This is a genomic window from Microbacterium sp. UBA3394 (assembly GCF_002358725.1).
Taxonomy (GTDB): Bacteria; Actinomycetota; Actinomycetes; order Actinomycetales; family Microbacteriaceae; genus Microbacterium; species Microbacterium luteum.
In genome coordinates this window covers 1-22,937 of record NZ_DEPK01000228.1, presented here as the reverse complement: position 1 = coordinate 22,937, position 22,937 = coordinate 1, and the positions used below count along the sequence as shown (strand labels likewise).

Genomic DNA, 22,937 nt, shown 5'->3' with positions numbered 1-22,937 from the left:
GCTTTCCGAAGCGCCGTCTAAACAATATCCCTCGCTCAAGAGAGATCTTGTCCCGCGCCTCCTGAGAATCGCTTTGTAGCCACCCATTGTTGCCCAGCGTGAACGGATCGGAGATCGCTTCAGCGTAAGCGCGCTGTCCGAGATCGTCCCAGTCATGGTCTTGAAGGAAGGAGACCAGCCGCTCGTTCGCTTCATCGCGCTCGGCAGGGCTCCCAAAGTAGATCCAGTATTCACAGCCCACAGCCACCCCGCTGCTGGTGGTGTAGTCAACCGATAGCCTGAGGTCCGGGTCCACTTCGTCACCGTCTACTGTGAGCGTCAGGGGGAGAAGGACTGCACCGCCCGTCAGTACCGCGACCCCCGCGACACCCAGCGGTACAGCAAATCGCCGGCGCTTCCACCACCGCCCCCGACTGTTGGGGCCCTCTGCTGCGTGAGCTTCGGCGCGATGTGTCATCTCTCGGACTAGTCCCGACGCATCGTTGCCAACTCCATCCCTTCCAGGGTCAGCATCGGCAAGTCCGGACCTCAACCACTCATCCATGTCATCCTCCTGGAGCATGCGTTCATCAAGAACATGACAGCAACACCGAAACCGTCTCAGTTTCACACTGGCCGTTCGCGCGGATGTTGCCGGTCAAGTCCCGTGGTGTGGTGTCATTCCGTTGCTTCCTGATGGTGGGTGTTGGTCAGGCGGTGAGGTAGAGCTCGGGGTGGGCGGGTTCGGTGTGCTCGTGGAGGGTGTGGATGAGTTTGCGCATGGAGATGTCGGAGAAGTAGCGGCGTTCGCCGTAGCCCCATTCCTCGTGCTGCTCTTGGAGGACGGCGCCGATCAGGCGGGTGACGCTGGCCTGGTCGGGGAAGATCTGGACGACGTCGGCGCGGCGTTTGATCTCGCGGTTGAGGCGCTCGATGGGGTTGTTCGACCAGACCTTCTGCCAGTGCTCGCGGGGCAACGGCGCGAACCCGGTTAGGTCCGCTTCGGCCGCCTCGAGCATCGTCGCGATCTCGGGAAACGAGCTGCGGAGGCTGTCGGTGACGGCCTTGTATTGCGCGATCACGGCCTCGGTCGTGGTCTGCGCGAAGATCGTCGAGATCAACGCGTTGACCGGCTTCGAACGCGCCGAGCCGAGCTTCTGGGTGACATTGCGGGCGAAGTGAACTCGGCATCTCTGCCACCCGGACCCGGGCAGGATCGCCTTGACCGCGGCCTTCAAGCCAGCGTGCGCGTCGCTGGTGACCAGGGTCACGCCGAGCGGGTCGGCGTCGGTGGCGACTTTCAGGCCGCGGTCGCGGAGGCCGCGGAGAAACTCGGTCCAGAAGTCGGTGGTCTCCGCGTCCCCGAGCGCCATCCCGAGGATCTCCCGGCGTCCTTCGCCGGAGACACCGGTCGCGACGACGAGGGCCTGGGAGACGACCCGGCCGCGGTGGCGGACGTCGAGGTAGGTGGCGTCGAGGAACAGGTACGGGAACCAGGTGTGATCGATCCTGCGGTGCAGGAACTCGTGCACTGACTCGTCGATCTCGGCGCAGATCCGCGAGACCGTCGACCGGGAGATGCCGGTGTCGTTCCCCAACGCCCGCACCAACTGGTCGACCTTGCGGGTGGAGACCCCATCGATCCAGGCCTGGCAGATCACCGCGTAGAGCGCCTTGTCGACCCGGCGGCGCGGGTGCAGCAACGACGGGAAGAACGATCCTTCCCGCAGCTTCGGGATCTGAAGGTCTACTTCCCCGGCCGGGGTCGCGAGGGTCTTCGGGCGGGTCCCGTTGCGACGGGTCTTGCGCTCCGCGGTCCGCTCATAACGGTCAGCACCGATCTTCACCGTCGCTTCCGCGTCGACCAGATCTTGCAGGCCGGCCTGCAGCATCCGACGGAACACGTCCGAATGGGCCAGGTCAGGGTCAGCGAGGACTTCGCCGATCAAGGTCGTCAGGGCAGACTGGTAGTGGGTCATCGTGGGATCTCTGCTTTGCTTCTTGCCGGAAACAATGGTCATCCCACGGTGGCCCTTCATCGTCTACGACGACGAGAACCCCCCGCGGGAATTGACACCACGCTATGGGACTCACCCATGTTGCCCGCATTGGACCCAGGTGGCGCGCGTTCGGCCCTAGCCAACAGCGCCGCGGTTGAGTGCGAAACGGAATCGAGGCCACGACAACGATCGACGTCGCGAGCGATAGCACCGTCTAGGTCGCGACCACGCACGAGCGAACGGTGCCATCGACAGAGCCGACATCTCGCACCGAAAGTGTCCACCGAAGTGCGGCCAGGCTCTGGCCTGAGTTGTCCATGACGGCTGTGGCACGGATTCGGACGGTCGGCACCGCAGCGTTATCGTCGCGGGTATGAGCCAGGTTCTCGCTGATGGGTATCGACGATTCGCCGAGCTGGAAGCCGCCGGCGTCTCGGCGATTTACTTCGACTGGGCGACAGGGGTCGCCGACGACCCCGCCGTCCTGGACCTGATCGCCGCGCTACCAGCGACCAAGAAGCAGCCGAACCTTGTCTTCGCCGCGGCGAGATTCCTTGGTGCCCCTGCCGGCAGGTACGCGGACTTCCGCGACTGGATCATCGAACACTGGGATGCTGTCATCCCGGTGATCATGGCCCGCTCCACCCAGACCAACGAGGCTGCGCGGTGCGCCGTACTCCTCCCCGTCCTCGAGCAGCTCGAAGGGCCGCTGGCCCTCATCGAGGCCGGTGCCGCCGGCGGCCTGGTCCTCTACCCCGATCGCTACAGCTACCGCTACACCACCGACGGCACGACCGACCACGTTCGACTAGACCCGTCGACCGGGCCGAGCCCCGTCGAACTCCCATGCACGATCGACGCAGCCAGCGTGCCCTCCCGTCTCCCCGACGTCGCATGGCGCGCAGGCGTCGATCTGAACCCCCTCGACGTCGCGGACCCTGACCAGCTCGCATGGCTCGAAACGCTCGTGTGGCCGGAACATGCGGAGCGACGCGATCGCCTCCACCGCGCTGCAGCACTTGTAGCCGCGGACCCACCCCATCTCGTCGCCGGCGACATCATCGACGAAATCCCCGCCCTCATTGAGCAGGCACCAGCCGGCTCCCATGTCGTCGTTTTCCACAGCGCCGTGCTCGTATATCTGGCCGAGGAGCGCCGTACAGAGTTCGCCCGCCTGATGCAGTCGATGAATGAGGTCACCTGGATCAGCAACGAAGGTGCCGGCGTCCTCCCCTTCATCATGAAGCAGGTCGACGATGAGGTTCGTGGGCGAACGATCCTCGCCCGCGACGGCGAGCCCGTTGCTCTCGTCGGGCCACACGGTCAGAGTTTCCAGCGGCTGCAATCGCACGACCTATAGGTGTCGTAGCGTCCGACTTCCGGACCTATTCAGCCTTGAGCACCACGCTGACGACCTGCTCGACCGGCTCTGCGGTGAGGAAGTTCGAGGTGAGAGTAACATGTGCCGGTTACGCGCTTTGCCTGAACTGATCGCCAACGTGAATCGACTCGAAGAGAGAAGAGAGCCATGACGCTGACCCGATCGAGCAGGCCGGCAACTTCGACTCGTCGGCCGGTCGCGGTTCGCGGATCGTGGAGACCATCAGCCAAATGCTGTCAGCTCGGACGCTGCTCGCCGAACTGTCCAGATGGACACACCCTGGACATCTCATCCGCGAAAGGGACAACTCCAACCGGGACCTACACCTCGCCGCACGATAACAGCGCTCGAGGTCGTCGTCCGTGATGAGGTGTCAACATTCTGCACAGTCCGACCACTGGCCGATCCGTCCGACCGGCGGCGAACTTCATCAAACGACAGCACGATGGGCATTCACGCCCAGAGGGATTCCCTGCGAGCTGACGAACGCACGGCGCATGCCAACGCGTCCGCCGCAGCTCATGGGCGGAACGCTGTGACGCTCTCCGAGATAGGAATCGGATCGGCATCCGGGATCAGGGGTGAGTTCACGGCGGCGCTATCACCCACCACAAACACGGTCGACTGGTCGTGACTCACGAATACCGCACCTTCGAGACGATCGTCCGAGCCCCCCGCACAGGAGACGGAATCCAACTCTTCGCTGCCATCCGGAAACTCGAGCAGACACAACGTCCGAATCCCGGGCGCCTGATTTCCCTGTAGTCCTAGGTAGAACGTCGCGCCCTCAATGGTCGCGATCAGACGAGTCGATTCCGGTTCGAGCCCCAGCTCCTCAAGGTCGACGCCGGGCGGAAGATCCTCATCTGTCTGCGCGAATCCAAGCTCCGGAAGGTCACCGTCCGTCGGCGCGTCACTGGTAGCGAGACCCACACCAAGGCCGCCTGCAGCGCACGCCATCCCCACAAGAACGCAGAGCATGAAAGTCCTTAACCCACGCCGACGAAGCCTACCGTCATCCTCGTCAGCGCCCGGATCACGCCCGTTGACCCCCGCGCGCTCATCATGCGCGTCGTCGAGCTCCGCTAGATTGCGATCCCCTCGCCATCCCGTCGTCCTACCCTCCAACTGCCGCAAGCGCAGAATGTCTTCAGCAGATGGAGCTGCCCCAGATCCGTAGATTCGCTCACGAAGCCGCGCAATCTCATCGCCGCGCTCAGCACCTCGCTCCTCCACAGCCATATTCTCGCCTATACAAAGCGTCACGGTTCAACGTGCGACGGGTCTGCGCCGACCACCCCGCCCCGCAAGAGGTCCCATCCCTCTCGAGGACGCCCAGATGCGCTCCGGACCGCGCGGTCGCGCTCCCCGCAAGCGGCGTGGGTACTGGCGCGGCGACCGCTGGGCGGGAGGGGGTGTTCGAGATCCGTAACCCCCTCCAGGCCGCCGCGCGCTTCGCCTAACCCGCCCCGCGCGCCGGGAGCCAGGTGCCGGGTGCCGGCGTCAGCTGTGGGTATCGAGTGGCGTGCTGCGAATTCCCATTTCGTATCTCTCGTGCCCGGGTGCAGCTCAGCTGCCCCAGACGGCGCGAAGGATGCGCACCGCGTCATCGGCGGACAGTTCTGCCCGAGCGCACTCGGCTGACAGAGCTCGCGCAGCACCAAGGACCCGCGCGCTCGCTGGACTCGCCTGCGGGCTGACGCGGGTGGCGCCACCCGGTCGCGCGGTGACGAAACCCTCGCCCTCCAGGGAGCGGTAGGCCTTCGCGACGGTTCCCGGGGCAACCGCTAAATCCCGCGCAAGCTGCCTGACCGACGGGAGGCGCTCATCCGGAAGGAGCTGCCCCGAAGAGATCGAGCCACGGAGCTGATCCGCGATCTGATCGGCCGGTGGAGTAGAACCGGACAGCTCAATGCGCACGGGCCGCAACCCTCTGACGTGCGGCGACCGCGTCGCGGGCATAGGTCAGCAACAATGCGGTCCACACCGCGAACCCGGAAACGATCGCAGCCACCCCAAGAAGGAGAATGAAGGGACCGGCTGCTGCAAACGGCGGGAAGACCGGCACGACATCGTCCTCGACGAACACCCCTGTCTTCAAGCTCGCGGTGTTTGCGAAGAAGATCAGCACGGCGCCGACATGGAAGAAGAGACCACCCGACGCGGTCGCGACGACCGCTCGGCTACGTGAGCGACGGCGAGCTCGGTCCTTCTGCTCATCCGCATCGAGCGGAGGGTGCACGATGACCGCCAGCGCGATGGTGCTTGCGCCGATGAGCCCGCCCAGAGCGATCAGACTCGGCCACGAGTACGCCCACCCGTACACCAGGGTGCCCACCTCGCCCACACCGGCGTCTTGCGCCCACATGGTGAACCGGCCATCTCCATCGGGGGATGACATCGCACCGCCGATGAGGGTGAGGCCAACGGTTACGAGAGCCAACACTCCACACGTGACGGCCCACCCACGCGGCACAAAGGACAGGATCGTCCGACGAGCCACCGTCGCGCCACCGCTACGGACACCCCGAGTATCCGGCGTCAGAAACGGTGCAACACCGACGAGGCCGAGGAAGAGCGGCGCAACGAACTGCCACTCCCCCGGGATATCGAACAGCCACGACACCATCTCAAGGCTGGACGGCGCCCCCAGCGACATGAACGGCCAACTCCCGCTCCCAAGCACGAGGAACTCACCCGCGAGCGCTGCGCCGACAGCCAGCGCAGCGATCACCGCACCCCCGAAAGACGATCCCGGCTCACGCCAGCCGGATGACCGGCGGAAAGTCACTGCCCCGATCAGCACTCCCAATGCTGCCACAGAGAACACCATCACCGTCAACATCGACATATCCAGAACCTCCTGTACCAAGAAGAAAGTACAGTAACTGTGTCATCAGACTGACACGGAGGCAAGAGCTGTCTATCGGCAAGACCGCGATCGACAGCTGCGTCAGCGGCACCCGAGAGTGCAAGGTCTCGATCTGACGAGCGGCGCCTGCAGGGCCGCCGTTCACATGGAGGTCATGACCCACCACAACAATGACCTTGTGGTCACCGGATACGCACCCTCCTTCCTGACAGTTGAGGTCCCTCTCCCACTGCCTGAGCGGGCGAACGCCCATCTGGATTACACGCACTTCACGGTTGTGCTCGACACGGAACGGCGCCTCGCGGCTGTCACAGCGGTGAACATCGACGGGGCGAGCTTGCGCGATATCCCACGGACCGGGACCTGGACCCTTGATGCCCGGGTGCCAGCATCACAGCAGGCCGGGCCAGATGTGTACGCAGCCAACGACCTCGACCGAGGGCACCTGGTTCGTCGCCGCGATCCCGGCTGGGGCGACCGTGCCACCGCCCGCGCGGCCACCGAAGAGACCTTCCGGTACCCGAACGCCGCACCCCAGGCATCCGGGTTCAACCAATCGAAAGAGCTCTGGCTTGGCCTGGAGGACCACGTTCTGAAGTACGCGGATACGACCGACCAGCGCGTGTCCGTATTCACCGCTCCCGTCCTCGCGGCGAGTGACCCGCTCTACCGGGGCCTGCAGATTCCGATGCAGTACTGGAAGATCGCCGCGTGGCAGTCTCTCACTGGGCTCGCGGCAGCAGCCTACGTGCTCGACCAGTCCGAACTCGTCGACCTCAGCGTCGGCCTCATCAGTGCCCCACCCTTGGGTGGATTTCGCACCTTCCAGGTTCCCGTCGCCGCCGTCGCCGACCTCACCAGCATTGACCTCGGACCCCTCACCGCTGCGGACATCACCGCACCGTCGGCGGCTGCCCACACCTGGCGTGAACTCGCCGCGCCGAGTGAGATCACCCTCGGACGGAGGTGAGGTAACGAAGGCGCAACCTTCGTTCTTGCCCCCTGATGGGCATGCAGTTCGAGCCCGGCGACCCGCACATAGCCCTCAGTTGGGAGAGGCGGCCACGAGGACGGCGCTGACAATGACCGCGATTCCGATCGCGACGAACCATATGCCAACGAGCCCAGCCCAGAACGGACGCTGTAGTCGTTCGAATGCTCCGGCCGCGTTCCTGCCCACCAGCCGCCGCTGTCTGCGACGAGTCCCTTCGTAGAGATGCACGCGGTGCCGCACGATAAGCACACCGCCGACCATGGCCAGGGAGCCGACAATGAAGCTCGCGATCAGCCCGACCATGCGCCGATCCGCTCCCGGTCCTGGCGTGACGATGATGCTCGCCTCTCAGTCAACCCGATCATCAGCCAGGCGGCCCCAGCGGCGCACAAAGCGGCCAGGCCTGAAACCATCAACGAAGTCGAGAGCCAAGGACGACCCGTAGGCGCGAGCGCGTTGTCCATCACTCCGACGATTACCCACACTGCAGCAGCCCCGGCCGCCGACCCCACCACGCCGAGTCCAATTCGCGCCCCGGAGGACCTCTGGAGGCGCCGATCACATACGAGCAGAATCAGAGTTGCCCCGAGTACTGCGCCTACGGCGCTCCCCAGTCCCAGCAGACCCCCCGCTCCCACCAGGTACATGAACGCCGACAGTCCACCCTGATTGCGATAGTCCGGGTTCCCACCGAAGTAGACGAGCGACGCCAGAATCACCCCACCGAGACCACCGACCGGAAACGCCAGGGCGACCACTTTCGAGTACCGCCTCCACAGCATGCCCCAACCGTACCGAAGCGACTCAGCCCGCTCCCATCACGGTCCACCTCAGTCCGCGCGACCATGCACCAATGATGGGAGGATGCGCGCCGGTCGCGACGCGGCGACTCTTTGCGTATCGTGGCGCCGCATGAGGCAACTGACGTGGGCAGCAGTTGGCGCGGTCGCGGGGGCGGTATTTGTATTCGTTCTCGGATACCTCAGCATGCGCGTATCAGCCGCGCACGACGGAGTGGCCCTGCACGCCGTCACCAACGACATCGAGATCGTTGTCGGCCCGCACGTCCCAGCGCTGACCCTCGCCGTCACGGCGATCGTCGGCAGCGCGACAATCAGCGGACTCGTCCTCAGCGCGGTCCGACTCACACCCGGTTCGGCGGCAGCTGCCAATATCGCGTTCGCGGTCGTGACGTTCGCCCTGGTGATCACCGCCTACACGGCGTGGGAGTTCGGACCAGCAGTTCGCGAACTCGGCGATGCTCCCTCCCGCGGAGGGGTGCTGGGATGGCTCAAGTACGGAGGACGAGACAGCCTCGCGGCGACCACTGCGCTGGTCGCCGTCGCCACTCTTGCGCTTCAACCAATCTTCGCAAGGCCCGCCCGCCAAGAGATGGCGCACTCAGCAGCCCCTCGCACTCGAGCCCACTGAGCAGAAGCTCTCACTGCCCACATCAGAGACCACGCGAGGCATGGTCGACGGCGTGATTCACCTCATGCGGAGCGCGCGCGTGGTCCTGGTGGGCGGCTCCGAGCTTCGGCACCTCCCGGGGCGTGCGTTCCTGCGCCCGAACGACGGCGTCAACAGCGAGACGGACTCGATCCCGTTGACCCGTCAGCGCCTCGTACCTCTTCGAGTCCGCCGACTCGCGCGCATGGTGCACGGCCACCTCGCCCGCGATCTGAGCTTCGAGTGAAGCCAAGGCATTGGTGGCCGACGCAAGCCATTCGCGACGGTGAGCCGCATCCGATGGATGGTCAGGACCTACGCCCGCGGTGCCACTCCCGGGACGTGGAACCACCGGAGTACGAGCCGCACGTCCAAGCTCATTCCGTGCGGCCCGCACCGAGTCGTCTACGCTCACCTCCTGAGCGCCGCGCATCATGCTGTCCGCGACATGTTCCCGCGCGGCATCCGAACTCCACCCGATCGCGATCGCCTCGTTGTGCATCCGCCCGCGCGTCATCCCGACGTATAGTCCCGACGCGTCGACGCCCGGGCCAACGATCGACGCATCCGTCGTCTCGCCCTGGATGCCGTGCACCGTCGAGGCGTAGGCCAGGTGCACGTGCTCCGCTGCATACTCGAGCGGCACTCGCCGTATATCTCCACTGTCCCCCAGCGCGACGAGAACGATGTCCGAACAACCGATCCGACGGATCGTCCACAACGCTCGGTTCTCCACGTCAGCCACGCGATCGTTCAGCCGCGTCTGGACAACGTCCCCCTCAAGGAGTCGCTGCTCCCCCTGCCCCACGGCCAGTCGGTTCGCGTGCAGTTGCCCGAGTTCCACTCGCCGCTCCTGGATCGCCTCGTTGATCGCGTCCGCCTCTTCGTTCGTGCTCGTCACCAGCGCAACACGTCGGCGCATCGCTGCCCAGCGGAACCAGGCGTCAACCATCACGTCTCGGGCTTGCGCGGCATCCGTCACCCGGTGAATCGAACCCCGCGCGTCGAGCTCGGACGCAACGGCGAGCGCGTCATCGCGCGACGCCGGTTCCCGCATGCGCAGCGTGAGCGCGGCGTAGTCCGGGTCGCGGAAGCGATGCACCGCGGTCAGCTCGATGACGGCGGTAGCGCGGCGGGTCATGCACGCCATCGCGCCGGCGTGGCCGACCGGCATTGCCTGGAGGTGGTCGCCGACCATCGCGATGCCCGCGCCAGTTTCCGCAGCGATCGCTGCGAGCGCCGAAGCGGTGTGAAGATCGACCATTCCCGCCTCGTCGACGACGACGCGATCACCTGGCCGCAGTGCGAACCGGCGCGGCCCGGCGAAGACGCCACCCGTGCGTGGGTCCGCATCGCCGACCCGCAGCCGCGTCCACACCTCGGCGCCGGCTTCGTCCCGGCCCCAGCGCCAGCCGTGATCGGCGAGCAGCGCGTGCAGGCTCAGCGCGGTCGCGCCGATCTCCCGGCCCGCGACCGAGGCAGCCTTCTTCGTAGGCGCCACCACGACGAGCTGCCGCCCCTGCCGCTGCAGGGATGCACGCGCGACGCGGAGCATCGTCGTCTTTCCTGCGCCCGCTGGCCCCGTCACCGACACCAGACGGTCCGTGCCAGCGATCGCGGCCGCTGCGTCCGCTTGACCTTCGTCGAGCGTTACGTCGGCGTCCAGGACCAGGTCCGCGATGTCGGCAATGTCGTTGCGTCCCACCGGCTCCCCCGCCCGCGTGAGCGCATCGAACCGCGCGGCCAGCTCGACCTTCAGTCCCGCGGTCGTGGCGGCCATATAGCCCTTAATGTGTTGCGGCCGCTCGCCGTCGGCCTCGAGCAGGTCGACGGTGTGATCGAGGCCCCGCACCACGATGTCGTCAATGAGTCCCTGCAGGTCATCGCGGTAGGCGACGACTCCGGATCCCGCGACTGCGCGCGTTGCGCCCGCTCGCAGGTCGTAGCTGCTGAACCTTCCTCCGCATGCAGCCGAACGGGAGTCGGCGTCTACGAGCGCCCACGCCGCAAGCAGATCTCGATCGATGTCCTCGATCGCCACCGCCTGCAGGCTCTTGGCGGACCGCGTCCGCAGCAGGTCAGGGTCGATCGCGCGTAGCTCCTCGCGGATGAGCTCCTTCCACTCGGGCTCATCCACCACGCCGGGCTTGTTCGGACGGTTCTTCGCCCAGGCAAGCCGGTCGATGTGCTGCAGTATGTCGTGGTCGGGCTCCTGTCCCGGATGCTCCGACCGCCACTCGAGCAGCAACTTTGCACGGTTTGCCTCGATCTGGTTCGAACGCCGTGAGAGCGGACGGACGGCGCGCGCGAGTTCGGCGATCTCACCGACGTCGTCGAGGGAGTATCCGTTGCGTGCGAGCGCGCGAATCCACTCCGGGTCGGTGCGCGCGGCGAGTTCACCCTCGGCGTTGATGAGGGTGTGGAGCTTCATCGCGACACGAGAGTCGACGTTGGACCACTTGCCGTCCTCGCCGAGCACCTTGATGTTCAGCCACAGGTGCCGGTGGATGTGCGGGTCGAGCGCCCGCGATCGCCGGTGCTGCAGTTCGACCACTTCGATGCGATGGAGCGGTTCTCGGATGCTGCCACCGGTGCCTCGGCGCGCGTTCAGCTCCCGCTGCCAGGTCGTGATGATCTGGGCGCGAAGGCGGTTCTGTAGAGCTTCGAACTCGGTCGCCAGGTCGTCATTGATCAGCGCGGCGATGCTGTATGACTTCGGAGCGTTGATCGTGCCGTCGAGGAGAAGGTCGGCGTGCGGTGATGTGATCTCGCGACCACGCGCGTCGCTGGTGCGCGGGTCCCGCCCGTCGACCCAACGGCGTAGCTCACCGGCGTCAAGTCCGTCACTCGTGATGACGCCGGCCTCGACGGTGAACCGTGTGACGCAGGCGGCGTCTCCTCCACCGTAGGCGGCGAGCGCCTCGACGCCCGTGACACTGCGGAGGTGAGAATCACAGCTTCCCTTGAACGCGTAGGCCATCGCCTGCCGAACCCCCTGCGATTCGACACCCCGCTTCCAGCGTTCGAGACCCCCGCGCATGCGCTCAGAGTACGCCAATAGTGTCTAACCTGCGAGTGGTTACACAGAAAGTGCCTGCGTGCATCGCATTGGAGCCGTTGCCCTTTGGGAAATAGGGCGGCGATCCGGCGTCTCGGATGAGCTGCGCTTATCGGGCATCGTCAGGGGCCGGCCTTCCGAACGTGGTCGCAAGGCTCGGACGCCAACGCCTTCGGTTGCGAGAGAGAACGCGATCGCGGACCGCTGATCGCGCACTCTCTCCGAGGGTCCACGAACGTCATCGGGCCCGAAAGTCGGCGTGCTAGAACTCTCCCGCACCGCGCGACGGTAACCTCATATTGCCCCCGAGCACCTTGACGACGAGCCGGGCGACTTTGAAGACGATGGTGACGCCCCAGAGCACCAATCACAGTCCGGTTAGCGACTTGTTGGGTTCGCACGGCCACGAGGACAGCGCCTCAACAGTCCCACGGGAGTTGGCGGCAGAGACTCCGGGCCCCGGCGCGGGCTTTGCATTCGCAGTACCGGTGCTCGCCTTGCGCCAGCTCCTTCGACCCGTCTCCTAGAAAGTTGGATCTCCAAACCATCAGGACAGTGCGAGGCGGAACGAGCCGGGGACTTCCGTGCCTGCGAGCCACTGGGATCGCATGAGGGCCTCGGAGTCGGACATGGTGCACACATAGTCGGACAGGGCGCGGAAGTGCCCAGGCTCGAGGGAGTCTGTCGACTGCCGAGTGATGGGCACCGCGACGTTGTTGCGCGCGAGCATGCTCAGCAGCGTCGGCGGGAGAGAGTGTTCCTTGGGGGCGGTACAGATCCAGTCCGCGAGACCTTCCATCAGAATCTCGATGGACCTCGTCTGAGCCCGCTGCATCGAACCCATGCGGGGTCGAGACACTAGGTAATGGCGCGTGATGGATTTCAGCACCTGCATTTGATGCCAGGCTTCCGACGTGAGGTACACCGACGGGCCGTCGGCGTAAGGTGGGTCCTCGTTCAATTCGATGGCGTCGAAGAACTTCGTGATGAAATCCTTCAGCAGCAGCCTCAGATTTTGCGCGTAGTCCTGAAGGTCGGGGTCCCCGAGCTGGGTGAGGAAGCGGCCGACATCGTGCAGGGCGGCCGCATAGTCCCGGTCGTTGTAGTGGGGTGAGTACCCCACTCGATGCCGCTTTGACGCTTCGACGAACACCAGGGGCTGGGAGAACCGCCCTGGTGTCTTCCTGAAGTTGGCGCTGCGGAAGTCTGCCTTCTCGCGCATGTCTTGAACGATGCCGGCGTCGTCGAGCGCGGCATTGATGTCGTCGAGGACCAGGCCGACATCGATGAGACCGGCTGCGAGGAAGTCCTCCAGGTCGTGGATGGCGTAGGCGACATCGTCGGCGAGGTCCATGATGGAGGCTTCCAGCGTTTGCCGCCCGTGGTCCTCCCCGGCCTCTCCGAGGTCGAGGACCGCAGCGCGCACGTACCGGAGCTGGTCGGCATCGTCGAGGTAGGCCCCGAACTTTCGGTTCTTCCCGTCCATGTACGGCTTGCGCTTCGCATACGGGTACTTGAGTATCGCCGCCAGCGTGACGTTCGTCAGGTTCAGCCCGTAGACGGTGGTGCCCTTGTTGCGGTCAAGACGTGTCACGGTTCGGAACGTCTGCGCGTTCCCTTCGAATCCGTCCTCGACGTCCTTGAGTTCCAGGTAGGCGTCCAGCGCGTCCTCACCGGCATGGCCGAACGGGGGGTGGCCGATGTCGTGTGCAAGTCCGGCGGCCTCACAGGCGGCGATGTCTAGGCCGCCCGCAGCGGCGATGACTGCCCGCCAGGCGCCGTTCTCATCGGCACTGCGTGTCACATGGTCTGCAATCTCTCGCGCGATCATGGCCACCTTGTGGGTGTGCGATGAGCGACTGTGCATCTGTGCGGATGCGAGCTCGGGCGAGACGACCTGGGTCACGCCGGCGAGGCGTCTCAGGTACGCCGAGTAGCCCAGTCGGCCCCGGTCGCGTTCGGTTTCCGTGCGGTGATCCCGGGCGCTCGGTCGGGACACTTCCCGTCGGTCGTAGCGTTGCTCGCGGGTGCGCGGCAGAACCCACGATCCGTCGGCAAGTTTGACTAGAGCGTCCGGCGGGTTCTCAACTGCCACCGACTCAGACTACAAGTTCCAACTTCCCAGACCGCAGGTCCGCGGTTATCCGATGGTCGGCGACGGCAGAGTTGACGATGTACGGCATCTCGGAAACCGACATCTCGGCCTTCGTTGCCGCCTCACGCATCGCTTCACGCTGCGACACCGTCCCGCCGTGCGCCTTGACGACGTCGACGAGGATTTCGATGAGTGCCTTCAACTGTTGGGTTCGTGAGTCTGCAACGCGGTGGGCAACAAGTGTCATCGAGATCCCCTCCAGGGCGGCGTGTAGGAGGCCTTAAGCCTATCGGCTTCGGGCTGTGAATCATACCCTGCGGCGGATCAAACGAGCAGATGATCCGGGGGTGCGTCGGCGGCAATAGCACGTCCCGGGGCGTGGGCGCTGTACCGTAATCGAGAGTGAGCCGTAAAGACGTGACGGGCAGGGTTAGCAGTGTCGAGTGACCTCGTGTCCGCTGAGGCCGTGCCACCGCCCACCCACGTCACCTCACGTCACTACTCACGCGAATACGCCGACCTGGCGCGCAGATATTCGGGCGAGTCGCTCGATGTGAGTTTTCGACAGCTGGTGGGTGTGCTTCCGGCGAACGAGTACACCCACGGGCTGTACCCGTACCCTGCGCGACTCCTGCGTCACATTCCGAGATTCCTGCTCGCGACCGATGCGATAGTCGACGGCGTCGACTTGGTCTTCGACCCGTTCGTCGGCTCGGGTACCGTCCTGCTCGAAGCGCAGCTTCGGGGCATCGCGTCCATCGGCGTGGAACAGAACCCCGTCGCGGCACTCGTCAGCCGTGTCAAAGTGCGCGCGGAGGAGGTTGGCGACGCAGAGACGCGGCTTGATGAGGTCCTCGCGGCAGCGAAACGGTGCCGCCGTCCCACGATCCCGTCGACCGCGCTTGGTCGCTGGTACGCGCCGCAGGCGCTTTCGGCGTTGGGAAGGCTCCTCACCGTCATTTCGGAGGCCGCCGACCTATCCGCCGCCGATCGGGAAGTGGCGATGCTGTGTCTGGTGCTGACGGCGCGGCGCGTCGCGACAACCGACCCGCGGATTCCCGTCCCGGTGCGCACGCAGAGGAACGCGGCCGCGACCGCCTCGGATGTGTGGGAGGCGTGGGGTGCCGAGGCGACGGCGATGGTGGCGAAGCTCGAGCGGCTGCCGCGGCGCCGTCCACCCGCGCACGTGTGGACTGGCGACGCGCGCGATCTCGACATGTGGCCCTCGCCAGAGGAGGCACGCACCACCCTGCTGCTCTCAAGCCCCCCGTATGGCGCGGCGCAGAAGTACGTGCGGAGCACGAGTCTGGAGGCGGGCTGGTTGGGGCACGCGCCAACGGGACGGACCGTGCACATAGAGCATGGCAACATCGGCCGCGAACATCTTTCCGCGAAGGATGCGACACTGACGACCGCCGACGTGTGGAGCCCGAGCCTCCGCGGCCTCCTCGAAGGCATCGGCAGGAAGGACGCACGCCGGGCAGCCATCTACCTGACGTACTTCGTCGACATGCAGGCGGCGTTCACGAACGCACGCACCACGGGCGTGAAGCGGATCGCTCTCGTGACCGGTACAAACAGCGTCGTAGGGAGCACTCTGCACACAAGCCAGCATCTCGCGGAGATCGTGCAGTGTCTGGGCTACCAGCGGACGCTGTCTGTGCGCGACCCGATCCGTGGCCGGACACTGCTGACCGCCCGGCGCAACGGGACGCCGTCGCCCGCAGAGCACATCGACGTCTTCGAGGTGAATCCAGATGCTTGAACTGGGTGGTGCAGACGAGGACGAAGCAGGCGTCCGCCGACGTATCAAAGTGCTGTCCGAAGTGCTGTGGGAAGGAAACGGCACGGTCCCCGATGTGAACCGGTGGCTGGAGAACTTCACCGGCAAGACCGAGAATGTCTCCGTTCGGGTGGAGCAATCCCACGCAGCTCACCTGCTGTCCCACTTCACGTACTTCGGGTTGCGTGAAGTACGGGAGCTGCTCACGGCGATGTACCGAGACCTCTTCCGGTACGAGATCATCCAGCGCATTCGGGCCGACGCGGGCGGACGCTCTGATGCGGAGTACCTCCAGGCCGAGTACGAGGCGCAGCTGGCACGCACCAGGTTTCTGGGCGTCGGCAACCCGTCCGAGAGCGGAACGCACCTGCTCTACTACTTCCGCCAGGACAACACCCTCGACAAGGAACTGTTCCCGAACCCCTACCAGATCCTTTCCCACTCGAGCGATGACAATGAGTTCCGGATCGCGGACCCCGAGCTTCGACGCGTGGTGTTCATCGACGATGTGCTCGGCACTGGCACTCAAGCGGTGCAACACAACGTGGACTTCGTTGAGCTTCTCCGCGCAGCCGCGACCCGCAGCGGCCAGGATGTTGAGATCTGGTACCTCACGATGTTCGCGAAGCCGAAAGGACTGGACGCGGTCCGCGACCTGGGCTTTGACCGGGTGGAAGCCGTCCATGAACTGAACCAGTCGCAGCTCACCTTCAGCGAGGAGTCCCACGTGTACTCGGACCCTCCGCCGGGGATCGAGCGAGACATCGGGCGCATGGTCGCTGAGCGCTACGGTGCTGACCTGGCGCCGGGAAACTGCTTCGGCTTCGGGGACGGCCAGTTGATGCTGGGCCTGCACCACAACGTTCCCGACCACACCCTGCCCATCTTCTGGGTCAACGACAGTGTCGTGGCGTGGGAGCCGGTGTTCCGCCGCTACAAGAAGGAGCTGGGGAGTGATGCGTAGCCCGTTCGAGGTGACGAAAGCGGTCGACCTCAACGACCCGCAGATCGAACGGACCTACGTCGCGTTCGCCGGCCGTGAGCGCGCTATCGTCGACCCCGCCAGCCCGATGCCGCAGTTTCTCACTGGGGTCAAGGGCGGCGGTCGTACGCACCTGATGCGGCACTTCTCGTTTCCGCTGCAGAAAGCGCGAGGTACCAGACCGCTCGCCGAGATCCAAGCTGACGGCTACCTCGGCGTGTACTTCCGATGCAGCGGCCTCAACGGCAGCCGGTTCGTCGGAAAAGGACAGAGCGCGGACATCTGGTCGTCCGCGTTCGCGTACTACATGGACCTGTGGCTGTCCGAACTGCTCATCGCCACGGTGCGGGATGTGGGGGAGTCCGAGAGCTGGGCGGAGGTAGATGTGGCCGACGTGTTCGACGCGGTCGCGGGCACCATTCAGTTGTCGGCTGAGGAGAGCGTCGGGGCGGGGCGCTCGCTGTCGGACGCGCTGGCACGGCTGTCCGCGATCCGAGGCGATCTCGACTGGGTCATCAACAACGCCGCTCACACCGGCCGGCTGGACATCAACATCCGCTCCAACCCGGGCGAGCTCGTCTTCCGGGTCTGCCAGGCCGTGAGCAGGCTCCCGGGTTTTGAGGGGATCCGGGTGACGTTCCTCGCCGACGAGTACGAGAACCTCGCCTATGACCAGCAGATCTACTTCAACACCCTGATCCGTGAGAAGGAAGCACCGGCGACGTTCCTGGTCGGTGGTCGAAGCTGGGGTATCAAGACGCACAGGACATTGAGCGCGGGTGAGGAGAACAAGAAGGGCAGCGAGTACGAGATCTACACGATTGAGGACACGTACGCGCGCGACCCCAAAGCGTATGAGGCGTTCTGCCGCGAGTTGATCAGCGTGCGGTTGCGAGAGTTCGAACTCAGCGCCGGAGAGGCGGAGACCTGGATAGGTCGACTGTCGTTCGAATCCGACGATCGGTTCTTCAGCAAGCGCCTCGGAGCCGTCCTTGAGAAGTACGCGCCGCACGAACGTCCCTACCTCACGCGGCTGCGTACCGCGACCCAACGCGCGCGTTCCGCCGCCGTCGCCGATGACGTGTGCGCCGCAGTCGCCCTGCCCGACTACCCGCTACTGGAGAAGCTGGCGGTTCTTAAGTTCTACCAACACTGGGCCAGCGGACAGACACCGTCTGCCGAGACTGCATCGAGGGCTCGCGTGTGGGTGGAACCACTCATCGAGGGCCGCGAGAGCAGAGAGCTTGCGAACTTCTTCAAGCAGCGCAAGAGCGACGCGGTCGCCCAGATCTACAAGGAAGCGAACCGGCGCACCGCGTATGCCGGTTTCGGTGAACTCGTCGGCATGTCCGGATTCCTCCCGCGCAGCCTCCTCATGATCCTCAAGTACGTGTCGCATTGGGCGGACTTCCACGGTGAGGACGTGTTCAGCGGAGCCGTTCCCATTTCGGAACGGGCGCTCAGTGAAGGAGTGCTCGACGCAGCACGGTGGTATCTCGCCGACGCGAAACCGCTCGGCACCGAAGGCGAGGAATGCGAGATCGCGGTGAGACGGCTCGGCGTCTACCTGCAATCGATCCGGTATTCGGACAAACCGAGCGAGATCGACATCACGACATTCTCATCGCCGCTGACGGGAGTGTCAGAGGACGCTCTGAGCGTCCTGGAACGGTGCCTTGACCATGGCCTTCTCGTTGAAGTGATTGGAGGTCGAGCCGCTCGCAATCACGGCTCACAGCATCGGAAGTTCCAGCTTCACCCGATGCTGACACCTTTGTGGGGGTTGAAGCCCGGCCGGCGCGGGGACGCGACGTTCAGCAGCGAGACCATCGAAGCGATCTTCAGCCCCGCCGTATCGGAGCTCTCCTTCTCCCGTGCACGTGAATCCCTGGAACTCGCGCTGAACGCTCCATTCGGTCGTTCAATCGACACCCGAGACCCGCTGTTCTGATGAGCATCGAATACTCCGCGTTCCGGCGGGCGAAGATCACGTTGGCGCAGTTGCCCGCGCAGCATTACGACCTGTTCCTCTCCTCGTTCAACAGCTCGAGACGAGTTCAACTCCTCGCGGACGCGGTCAACGCGACGCGGAAGGTGTGGATCGCCCATGAGGAGTACGCCTACACCAGTGCCGAACTTCCCGACGGTGAGCTCGTCAACGCGTCGCAGGCCATCGCCCCGGCGGAGTCGTGGGCGGAGGTGCTCCACCATCTTGGCGGTGCGACCGCACTGGCAGGGATGCGAGTTGCCATCGACATCACCGGGATGATGCGCCCACACATCGCCATGCTGCCGTTCGCGCTGAAGCGGGCAGGAGTCGACGAAGTCACGGTCTACTACTCCGATCCAGAGTCCTACGTTCAGGGTGAGCGCACGCGATTCACCAGAGGGCCGGTCGCTCGGGTAGGGCTCATCCCCGGGATGGAAGGTGCCCATACCAACCGCCCCAGCCCTCGCGACGCGCTCATCATCGGCGCTGGATACGACCACGGACTGGTCAAAGCTGTTGCGGATGACAAACCCAACGCTGAGCATGTGATCCTGCTGGGGCTGCCGAGCTTGCAACCGCATATGTATCAGGAGAGTGTCCTGAAGCTGGAGAACGCTCGCGAGTCGATACGGGACTACCGGCCCGCAACGCGATCCTTCGCGCCAGCGAACAACCCGTTCGCAACGGCGCAGGTCATCGCGGCGAAGGTCGTCGCATTGGGGGAACTTGACCACGTCTACCTGACCGCGGTCGGCACGAAGCCGCAGGTCCTTGGCTTCGCTTGGTACTACTGGTGTGAGGCAGCTGGGCAGAACACCAGCTTCCTGTTCCCGTTCGCCGAGCGGTATGAGCAGGACACGACTAACGGAATCGCGACCATCCACGAGTACTTGCTCGAACTCGGTTTTGTGCGTGACCTTGGACGCCCGAAGGCTGCCGCGAAGATGTAGACACGCTTCGCGTATCACGACGCGATCCCGGCTACCTGTCTCAATGACTGCAACTGACGGCAGCCGCCTGCGGTCTAGCCCCGAGGACCGCACGCCAATCCAACGCTTGACGATGCATGCGGCCCAGTACCGCCCGGTTGAGGATCGATCGTCGGCCTTTGCTCGCTTCCGGCTCGGTTAGTTGCCGCCGACTTGGAAGACGCCGATTTGTGTGGTGCCGTCGGACTCGTAGACGGGGATGTGATGCACGGTCCCGGCGTTCTGCTCCTGCCAGCGGAGGGCCTCTTCGGGTGAGGTGAATGATTCGGCGGCGGTGGTCCCGTTGGCGTCGTTCAGGTCGCTCTGCCAGACGTAACCGGGCTGACCGTCGGTGGTCACCACGGCGATCAGATCGGGTTCGCCGTTGTCGTTGATCACCCCGTATGTGAAGCCGTTGTCGTTGACCGCCCAGGCGTTGGTCGCCGCGTGCACCCACGTCGCAGTCAGCGACCACACCGCATCTGCCGTGGTTGCGATCGTGACCTGGTTTCCGGTGATCGCGTCGACGGGGACCGTGTAGGTGGTGGGGCGTGTGGTGTCGTCGATGGTGGTGCATGTCACGGACGCGCCGTCGTCAAAGGTGAAGGTGCCAGGTGTCAGGCAGGTCAGCGACACGGCGACGCCGGTCGCATCGGCCGGTCGCTCCCCGAGTGGCAGGGCGCCGGTGCCGGCGAAGGTCCCCGATACAGCCGCGGACAGGTCGGTGGTCATGGTCCCGCCCGGGAGGGGGAGCAGCCCGGTGGCGGCGGCCGCGGCGGTTCCGCCGAGGGCCAAGGTCAACGCCAGCCCGCCGGTGAGCAGGACACGCCGGCGACGCCGCGGCTGGGCGGTCGTGGTGACGTGGTCGACCAGTCGGGCCCGGAACGCGGTGGCGAACTCGGGGCTCATGCGTGTGGTGTTCATGTCGCCTCCTGGGAGAGGTAGCTGGCGAGAGTTTGATGCCCGAGTTCGCGCTTCAGTGCGTGACGGGCGCGGTGCATGCGGGTGCGGGCCGCACCTGGCGAGATGCCGACCGCGGCGGCGGCGTCCGTGATCGAGTAGTGCTCGAGCGCGACCAGCGCGAACAGTTCCGCGTCCGTCCGCCCGAGCATGCCCAGCGCCGCGGCGAGGACCTCGTCGTCGGTGAGCTGGTCAAGGACGATGTCCTCCGCGGACCGTGCTGGCGACCCGTGCGGCAGCCCCTCCAACAGCGCACCGTATCGTCGTTTCGCGCGGTCGAGGTTCCGGCACGTGTTCGTGGTCGTGACCAGCAACCACGGCAGAGGCGACCCGTCGACCCGCCGCACCCGATGCCGCCGACGCCACAACTCCAGGAACGCGACCGCGGTCGCGTCCTCAGCATCGTGCACGTCCTGGAGGATCCGGTACGCATGCCGGAACACACGATCACGGTGGAGATCGAAGATCAGCCCGAACGCATCACCATCACCGGCGACACCACGCTCCCACAGCGCCTGCTCCGACCGATCCACCGCATCCATACCCTGTACTGTCCGCACTTCCTCAACCCGTTACATCCTCCTTCACGCTCGCCCATCGAACGAGAACAGAGCGATGCGCGCGACGGCCCCGCATGCGAACGATGCCCGCATGACGATCCGCGAAGTGCCGGGGTCAGCTCTTCCTGAGGTCTTCTGCGAGCATCACGAGGATGCCGCTCGGGCCGCGCAGGTAGGTGAGCTTGTAGAGATCCCGGTATATCGCGACGGCACGCAAGGGGTAGCAGCCGTGCCGAGCGGCGACCGAGAGAGCCGCTTCGATGTCGTCGACCGAGAAAGACACGCGATGCATCCCGATCTCGTTGGGTCGCGTGGGTTGGTGTCGATTGCCAACGGGTGGATGTATTCGAAGAGTTCTACCTGTCCGTCGCCCTCGGGTGTCTGCAGCAGCGCGATCTTCGCATGGTTGCCATCGAGTCCGACCGCCGTGTCCGCCCACTCCCCGCTCACCTCGTCTCGGCCGATGACGGTCAGACCGAGATCTGTGAAGAACGCGATCGCCGCCTCGAGATCCCGGACTGCGATTCCCACGTTGACCATCGAGATGCTCATGCGTCGCATCCTAAGAGAGCACCCAGCGAACGTCGTGCGTCTGGGCCGCGACTCACCCCTTGCGCGCATTGTCCGTTTGGGATCCGCACAGCTAACTACAATCTGCGAGTACCAGATCGATCCAGTCCCGCCGCGGGAGGTCGGCGATCGCGTCGCGGCTGAACCAGCCAAGCTCGACCAGCTCATCCATGTCAGGACGCGGAGCGCTGATGAGACGACACCTGTACGCGGTGGTCACGTATGCGACGCGGTCACCGTTGGGGTACTCGGCCATCAACGGCGCACCGCCGTACGCTCCCACGATCCCGTCGATACGAATGCGGGCGCCGGTTTCTTCCAGGACCTCGCGTGTGACCGCGTCGACGGGGGTCTCGCCGGGCTCAATGCCGCCACCGATCAGACTCCACAGGCTGGACTGTGCGTCACGAGCAAGAAGGAAGCGGTCACCGTCGCGGATGACCGCGGTCACCGCAGGGAGCAAGAGCAGATCATTGCCGATGCGCCGGCGAATGGACTCAACATAGTCAGACCGTGGCATCCAGGAAGCGTAGCCAGCCGACGCGCCACACCACTCATACGACCCGGCCGCACTTGAACCCGGAACTGCCCGGTGGCGAACACCTGCATCGATGCATGACCGCAGATCTGACTTGAGTAGGCCGCGCGCCCGATCTTTTGGTTCCCTCGGCGGGCACCGCCCGCTTGCGGATGGTTTTGCAGCGGTGCCCCGGGATCAGGTGGTCGGGTTCACGGGCACCGCTCGACGACCGATTGTCAGCCATGCGACCGGACCCAGGAATGGGACGAGAAGAACGACGAGAGTCCAGATCAACGCTTGCGTCGCTGTGAGCCTCCGAGCCGATCGTGCGAGCATCACGAGCGCAGCGATTGTGAGCGCGATGACGAGCACGGTCACGATCGACCAGACGATGTCGTAGCCGACAGGGATCAACGGGTTGTGCTCGTCACTCACACCGCCACACTACGGGTCGATGTCGTACCGCTTTGACGCACCGGTGCATCCGTCTCAAATGCACCCGGACGCCCCATCAGCGCGCGGCCCGCCTGGGAATCCGGTTCGCGCGAAGGCGCCTTACAGCGACAGGTCGCGGATTCAGTGCCGATTCCTGCGCGGTAGGGACCCCCGGGAGGAACAGACTCTCGGAAGTAGAGTGCTCAGCGTGAGTAAAACGACGAGAGCCAAGTTCCCGGTATGGGCAACGCTCGTCCTTCTGGCGTGCTTTACCGCGGGCGCGGCCGTTGCGTGGGGGGCGGGTGTGGTCTTCCTTGGGTCAAGTCCCGTGGTGTGGTGTC

Annotated in this window: 20 protein-coding genes and 1 pseudogene; 7 read left to right on the top strand and 14 right to left on the bottom strand. The window is 65.1% G+C overall.

The window, feature by feature from the left end:
• Both B4E30_RS14060 and B4E30_RS14055 read right to left on the bottom strand, forming a co-directional pair.
• The coding region (locus B4E30_RS14060; protein ID WP_286795695.1) for a hypothetical protein at positions 1-295 on the bottom strand (295 nt) is incomplete at its 3' end.
• A 394-nt stretch (positions 296-689) separates the two neighbouring features.
• Positions 690-1,958: an IS256 family transposase gene (locus B4E30_RS14055; protein ID WP_194384868.1), complete on the bottom strand. Its 1,269-nt coding sequence runs from the start codon at positions 1,956-1,958 to the stop codon at positions 690-692.
• Between the two features lie 394 nt (positions 1,959-2,352).
• Here B4E30_RS14055 and B4E30_RS14050 point away from each other — a divergent pair, with 394 nt between their 5' ends.
• Complete coding sequence (locus tag B4E30_RS14050) at positions 2,353-3,339, top strand: DUF2332 domain-containing protein (protein WP_286795693.1); 987 nt, start codon at positions 2,353-2,355, stop codon at positions 3,337-3,339.
• Positions 3,340-3,879: 540 nt separating this feature from the next.
• On the opposite strand, the gene B4E30_RS14045 is transcribed toward B4E30_RS14050, so the two are convergent.
• The 3 genes from B4E30_RS14045 to B4E30_RS14035 all read right to left on the bottom strand — a co-directional run bounded on the left by B4E30_RS14045 (position 3,880) and on the right by B4E30_RS14035 (position 6,211).
• Positions 3,880-4,341 (bottom strand): hypothetical protein, encoded by a 462-nt coding sequence (locus B4E30_RS14045; protein ID WP_286795691.1) that lies wholly within the window; start codon positions 4,339-4,341, stop codon positions 3,880-3,882.
• A 588-nt stretch (positions 4,342-4,929) separates the two neighbouring features.
• Positions 4,930-5,322 (bottom strand): GntR family transcriptional regulator, encoded by a 393-nt coding sequence (locus B4E30_RS14040; protein ID WP_286795689.1) that lies wholly within the window; start codon positions 5,320-5,322, stop codon positions 4,930-4,932.
• A complete protein-coding gene (locus tag B4E30_RS14035; RefSeq protein ID WP_286795687.1) occupies positions 5,270-6,211 on the bottom strand; it encodes a hypothetical protein in 942 nt (313 codons plus the stop codon). Before B4E30_RS14035 ends, B4E30_RS14040 begins: the two co-directional genes overlap by 53 nt.
• Positions 6,212-6,386: 175 nt before the next feature.
• On the opposite strand from B4E30_RS14035, the gene B4E30_RS14030 reads away from it, so the two are divergent.
• Positions 6,387-7,202, top strand: a complete 816-nt coding sequence (locus B4E30_RS14030) for a DNA/RNA non-specific endonuclease (protein ID WP_286795686.1) — start codon at positions 6,387-6,389, stop codon at positions 7,200-7,202.
• Between the two features lie 75 nt (positions 7,203-7,277).
• Here B4E30_RS14030 and B4E30_RS14025 read toward each other — a convergent pair whose 3' ends face one another.
• Positions 7,278-7,529 (bottom strand): hypothetical protein, encoded by a 252-nt coding sequence (locus tag B4E30_RS14025; protein WP_286795684.1) that lies wholly within the window; start codon positions 7,527-7,529, stop codon positions 7,278-7,280.
• Between the two features lie 609 nt (positions 7,530-8,138).
• Here B4E30_RS14025 and B4E30_RS14020 point away from each other — a divergent pair.
• Entirely contained in the window at positions 8,139-8,657 is a 519-nt protein-coding gene (locus B4E30_RS14020; RefSeq protein WP_286795683.1) for a hypothetical protein, read from the top strand.
• A gap of 22 nt (positions 8,658-8,679) precedes the next feature.
• On the opposite strand, the gene B4E30_RS14015 is transcribed toward B4E30_RS14020, so the two are convergent.
• The 3 genes from B4E30_RS14015 to B4E30_RS14005 all read right to left on the bottom strand — a co-directional run bounded on the left by B4E30_RS14015 (position 8,680) and on the right by B4E30_RS14005 (position 14,075).
• The gene (locus B4E30_RS14015; RefSeq protein WP_286795682.1) at positions 8,680-11,715 is read right to left on the bottom strand and encodes an AAA family ATPase; all 3,036 of its coding nucleotides are present in this window, start codon (positions 11,713-11,715) and stop codon (positions 8,680-8,682) included.
• Positions 11,716-12,280: 565 nt separating this feature from the next.
• Entirely contained in the window at positions 12,281-13,732 is a 1,452-nt protein-coding gene (locus tag B4E30_RS14010; protein ID WP_286795697.1) for a deoxyguanosinetriphosphate triphosphohydrolase family protein, read from the bottom strand.
• Positions 13,733-13,832: 100 nt separating this feature from the next.
• A complete protein-coding gene (locus B4E30_RS14005) occupies positions 13,833-14,075 on the bottom strand; it encodes a hypothetical protein (RefSeq protein WP_286795680.1) in 243 nt (80 codons plus the stop codon).
• Between the two features lie 330 nt (positions 14,076-14,405).
• Here B4E30_RS14005 and B4E30_RS14000 point away from each other — a divergent pair, with 330 nt between their 5' ends.
• From B4E30_RS14000 to B4E30_RS13985, 4 genes are read left to right on the top strand one after another with little or no spacing between them, the layout of a single operon-like run.
• A complete protein-coding gene (locus tag B4E30_RS14000; RefSeq protein ID WP_286795678.1) occupies positions 14,406-15,593 on the top strand; it encodes a hypothetical protein in 1,188 nt (395 codons plus the stop codon).
• Positions 15,586-16,575, top strand: coding sequence for a phosphoribosyltransferase-like protein (locus tag B4E30_RS13995; RefSeq protein ID WP_194384564.1), 990 nt, complete (start codon positions 15,586-15,588; stop codon positions 16,573-16,575). Before B4E30_RS14000 ends, B4E30_RS13995 begins: the two co-directional genes overlap by 8 nt.
• On the top strand, positions 16,568-18,544 hold the full coding sequence (locus B4E30_RS13990) for a hypothetical protein (RefSeq protein WP_422655909.1): 1,977 nt from the start codon (positions 16,568-16,570) through the stop codon (positions 18,542-18,544). Before B4E30_RS13995 ends, B4E30_RS13990 begins: the two co-directional genes overlap by 8 nt.
• Positions 18,544-19,533 (top strand): hypothetical protein, encoded by a 990-nt coding sequence (locus tag B4E30_RS13985; RefSeq protein ID WP_286795674.1) that lies wholly within the window; start codon positions 18,544-18,546, stop codon positions 19,531-19,533. The genes B4E30_RS13990 and B4E30_RS13985 overlap by 1 nt, the downstream gene beginning before the upstream one ends.
• A 177-nt stretch (positions 19,534-19,710) precedes the next feature.
• Here the strand turns inward: B4E30_RS13985 and B4E30_RS13980 are convergent, their stop codons facing one another.
• The 5 genes and pseudogenes from B4E30_RS13980 to B4E30_RS13960 form a co-directional block, all read right to left on the bottom strand.
• Positions 19,711-20,475, bottom strand: coding sequence for a hypothetical protein (locus B4E30_RS13980; RefSeq protein WP_286795673.1), 765 nt, complete (start codon positions 20,473-20,475; stop codon positions 19,711-19,713).
• On the bottom strand, positions 20,472-21,053 hold the full coding sequence (locus B4E30_RS13975) for an RNA polymerase sigma factor (RefSeq protein WP_194384560.1): 582 nt from the start codon (positions 21,051-21,053) through the stop codon (positions 20,472-20,474). Before B4E30_RS13975 ends, B4E30_RS13980 begins: the two co-directional genes overlap by 4 nt.
• 133 nt (positions 21,054-21,186) lie before the next feature.
• A pseudogene (locus B4E30_RS13970) lies at positions 21,187-21,623 on the bottom strand (VOC family protein).
• A 91-nt stretch (positions 21,624-21,714) separates the two neighbouring features.
• Positions 21,715-22,161 (bottom strand): NUDIX domain-containing protein, encoded by a 447-nt coding sequence (locus B4E30_RS13965; protein WP_286795670.1) that lies wholly within the window; start codon positions 22,159-22,161, stop codon positions 21,715-21,717.
• A gap of 195 nt (positions 22,162-22,356) precedes the next feature.
• Positions 22,357-22,596 (bottom strand): PLD nuclease N-terminal domain-containing protein, encoded by a 240-nt coding sequence (locus tag B4E30_RS13960; RefSeq protein ID WP_286795667.1) that lies wholly within the window; start codon positions 22,594-22,596, stop codon positions 22,357-22,359.
• Between the last annotated feature and the right edge of the window lie 341 nt (positions 22,597-22,937).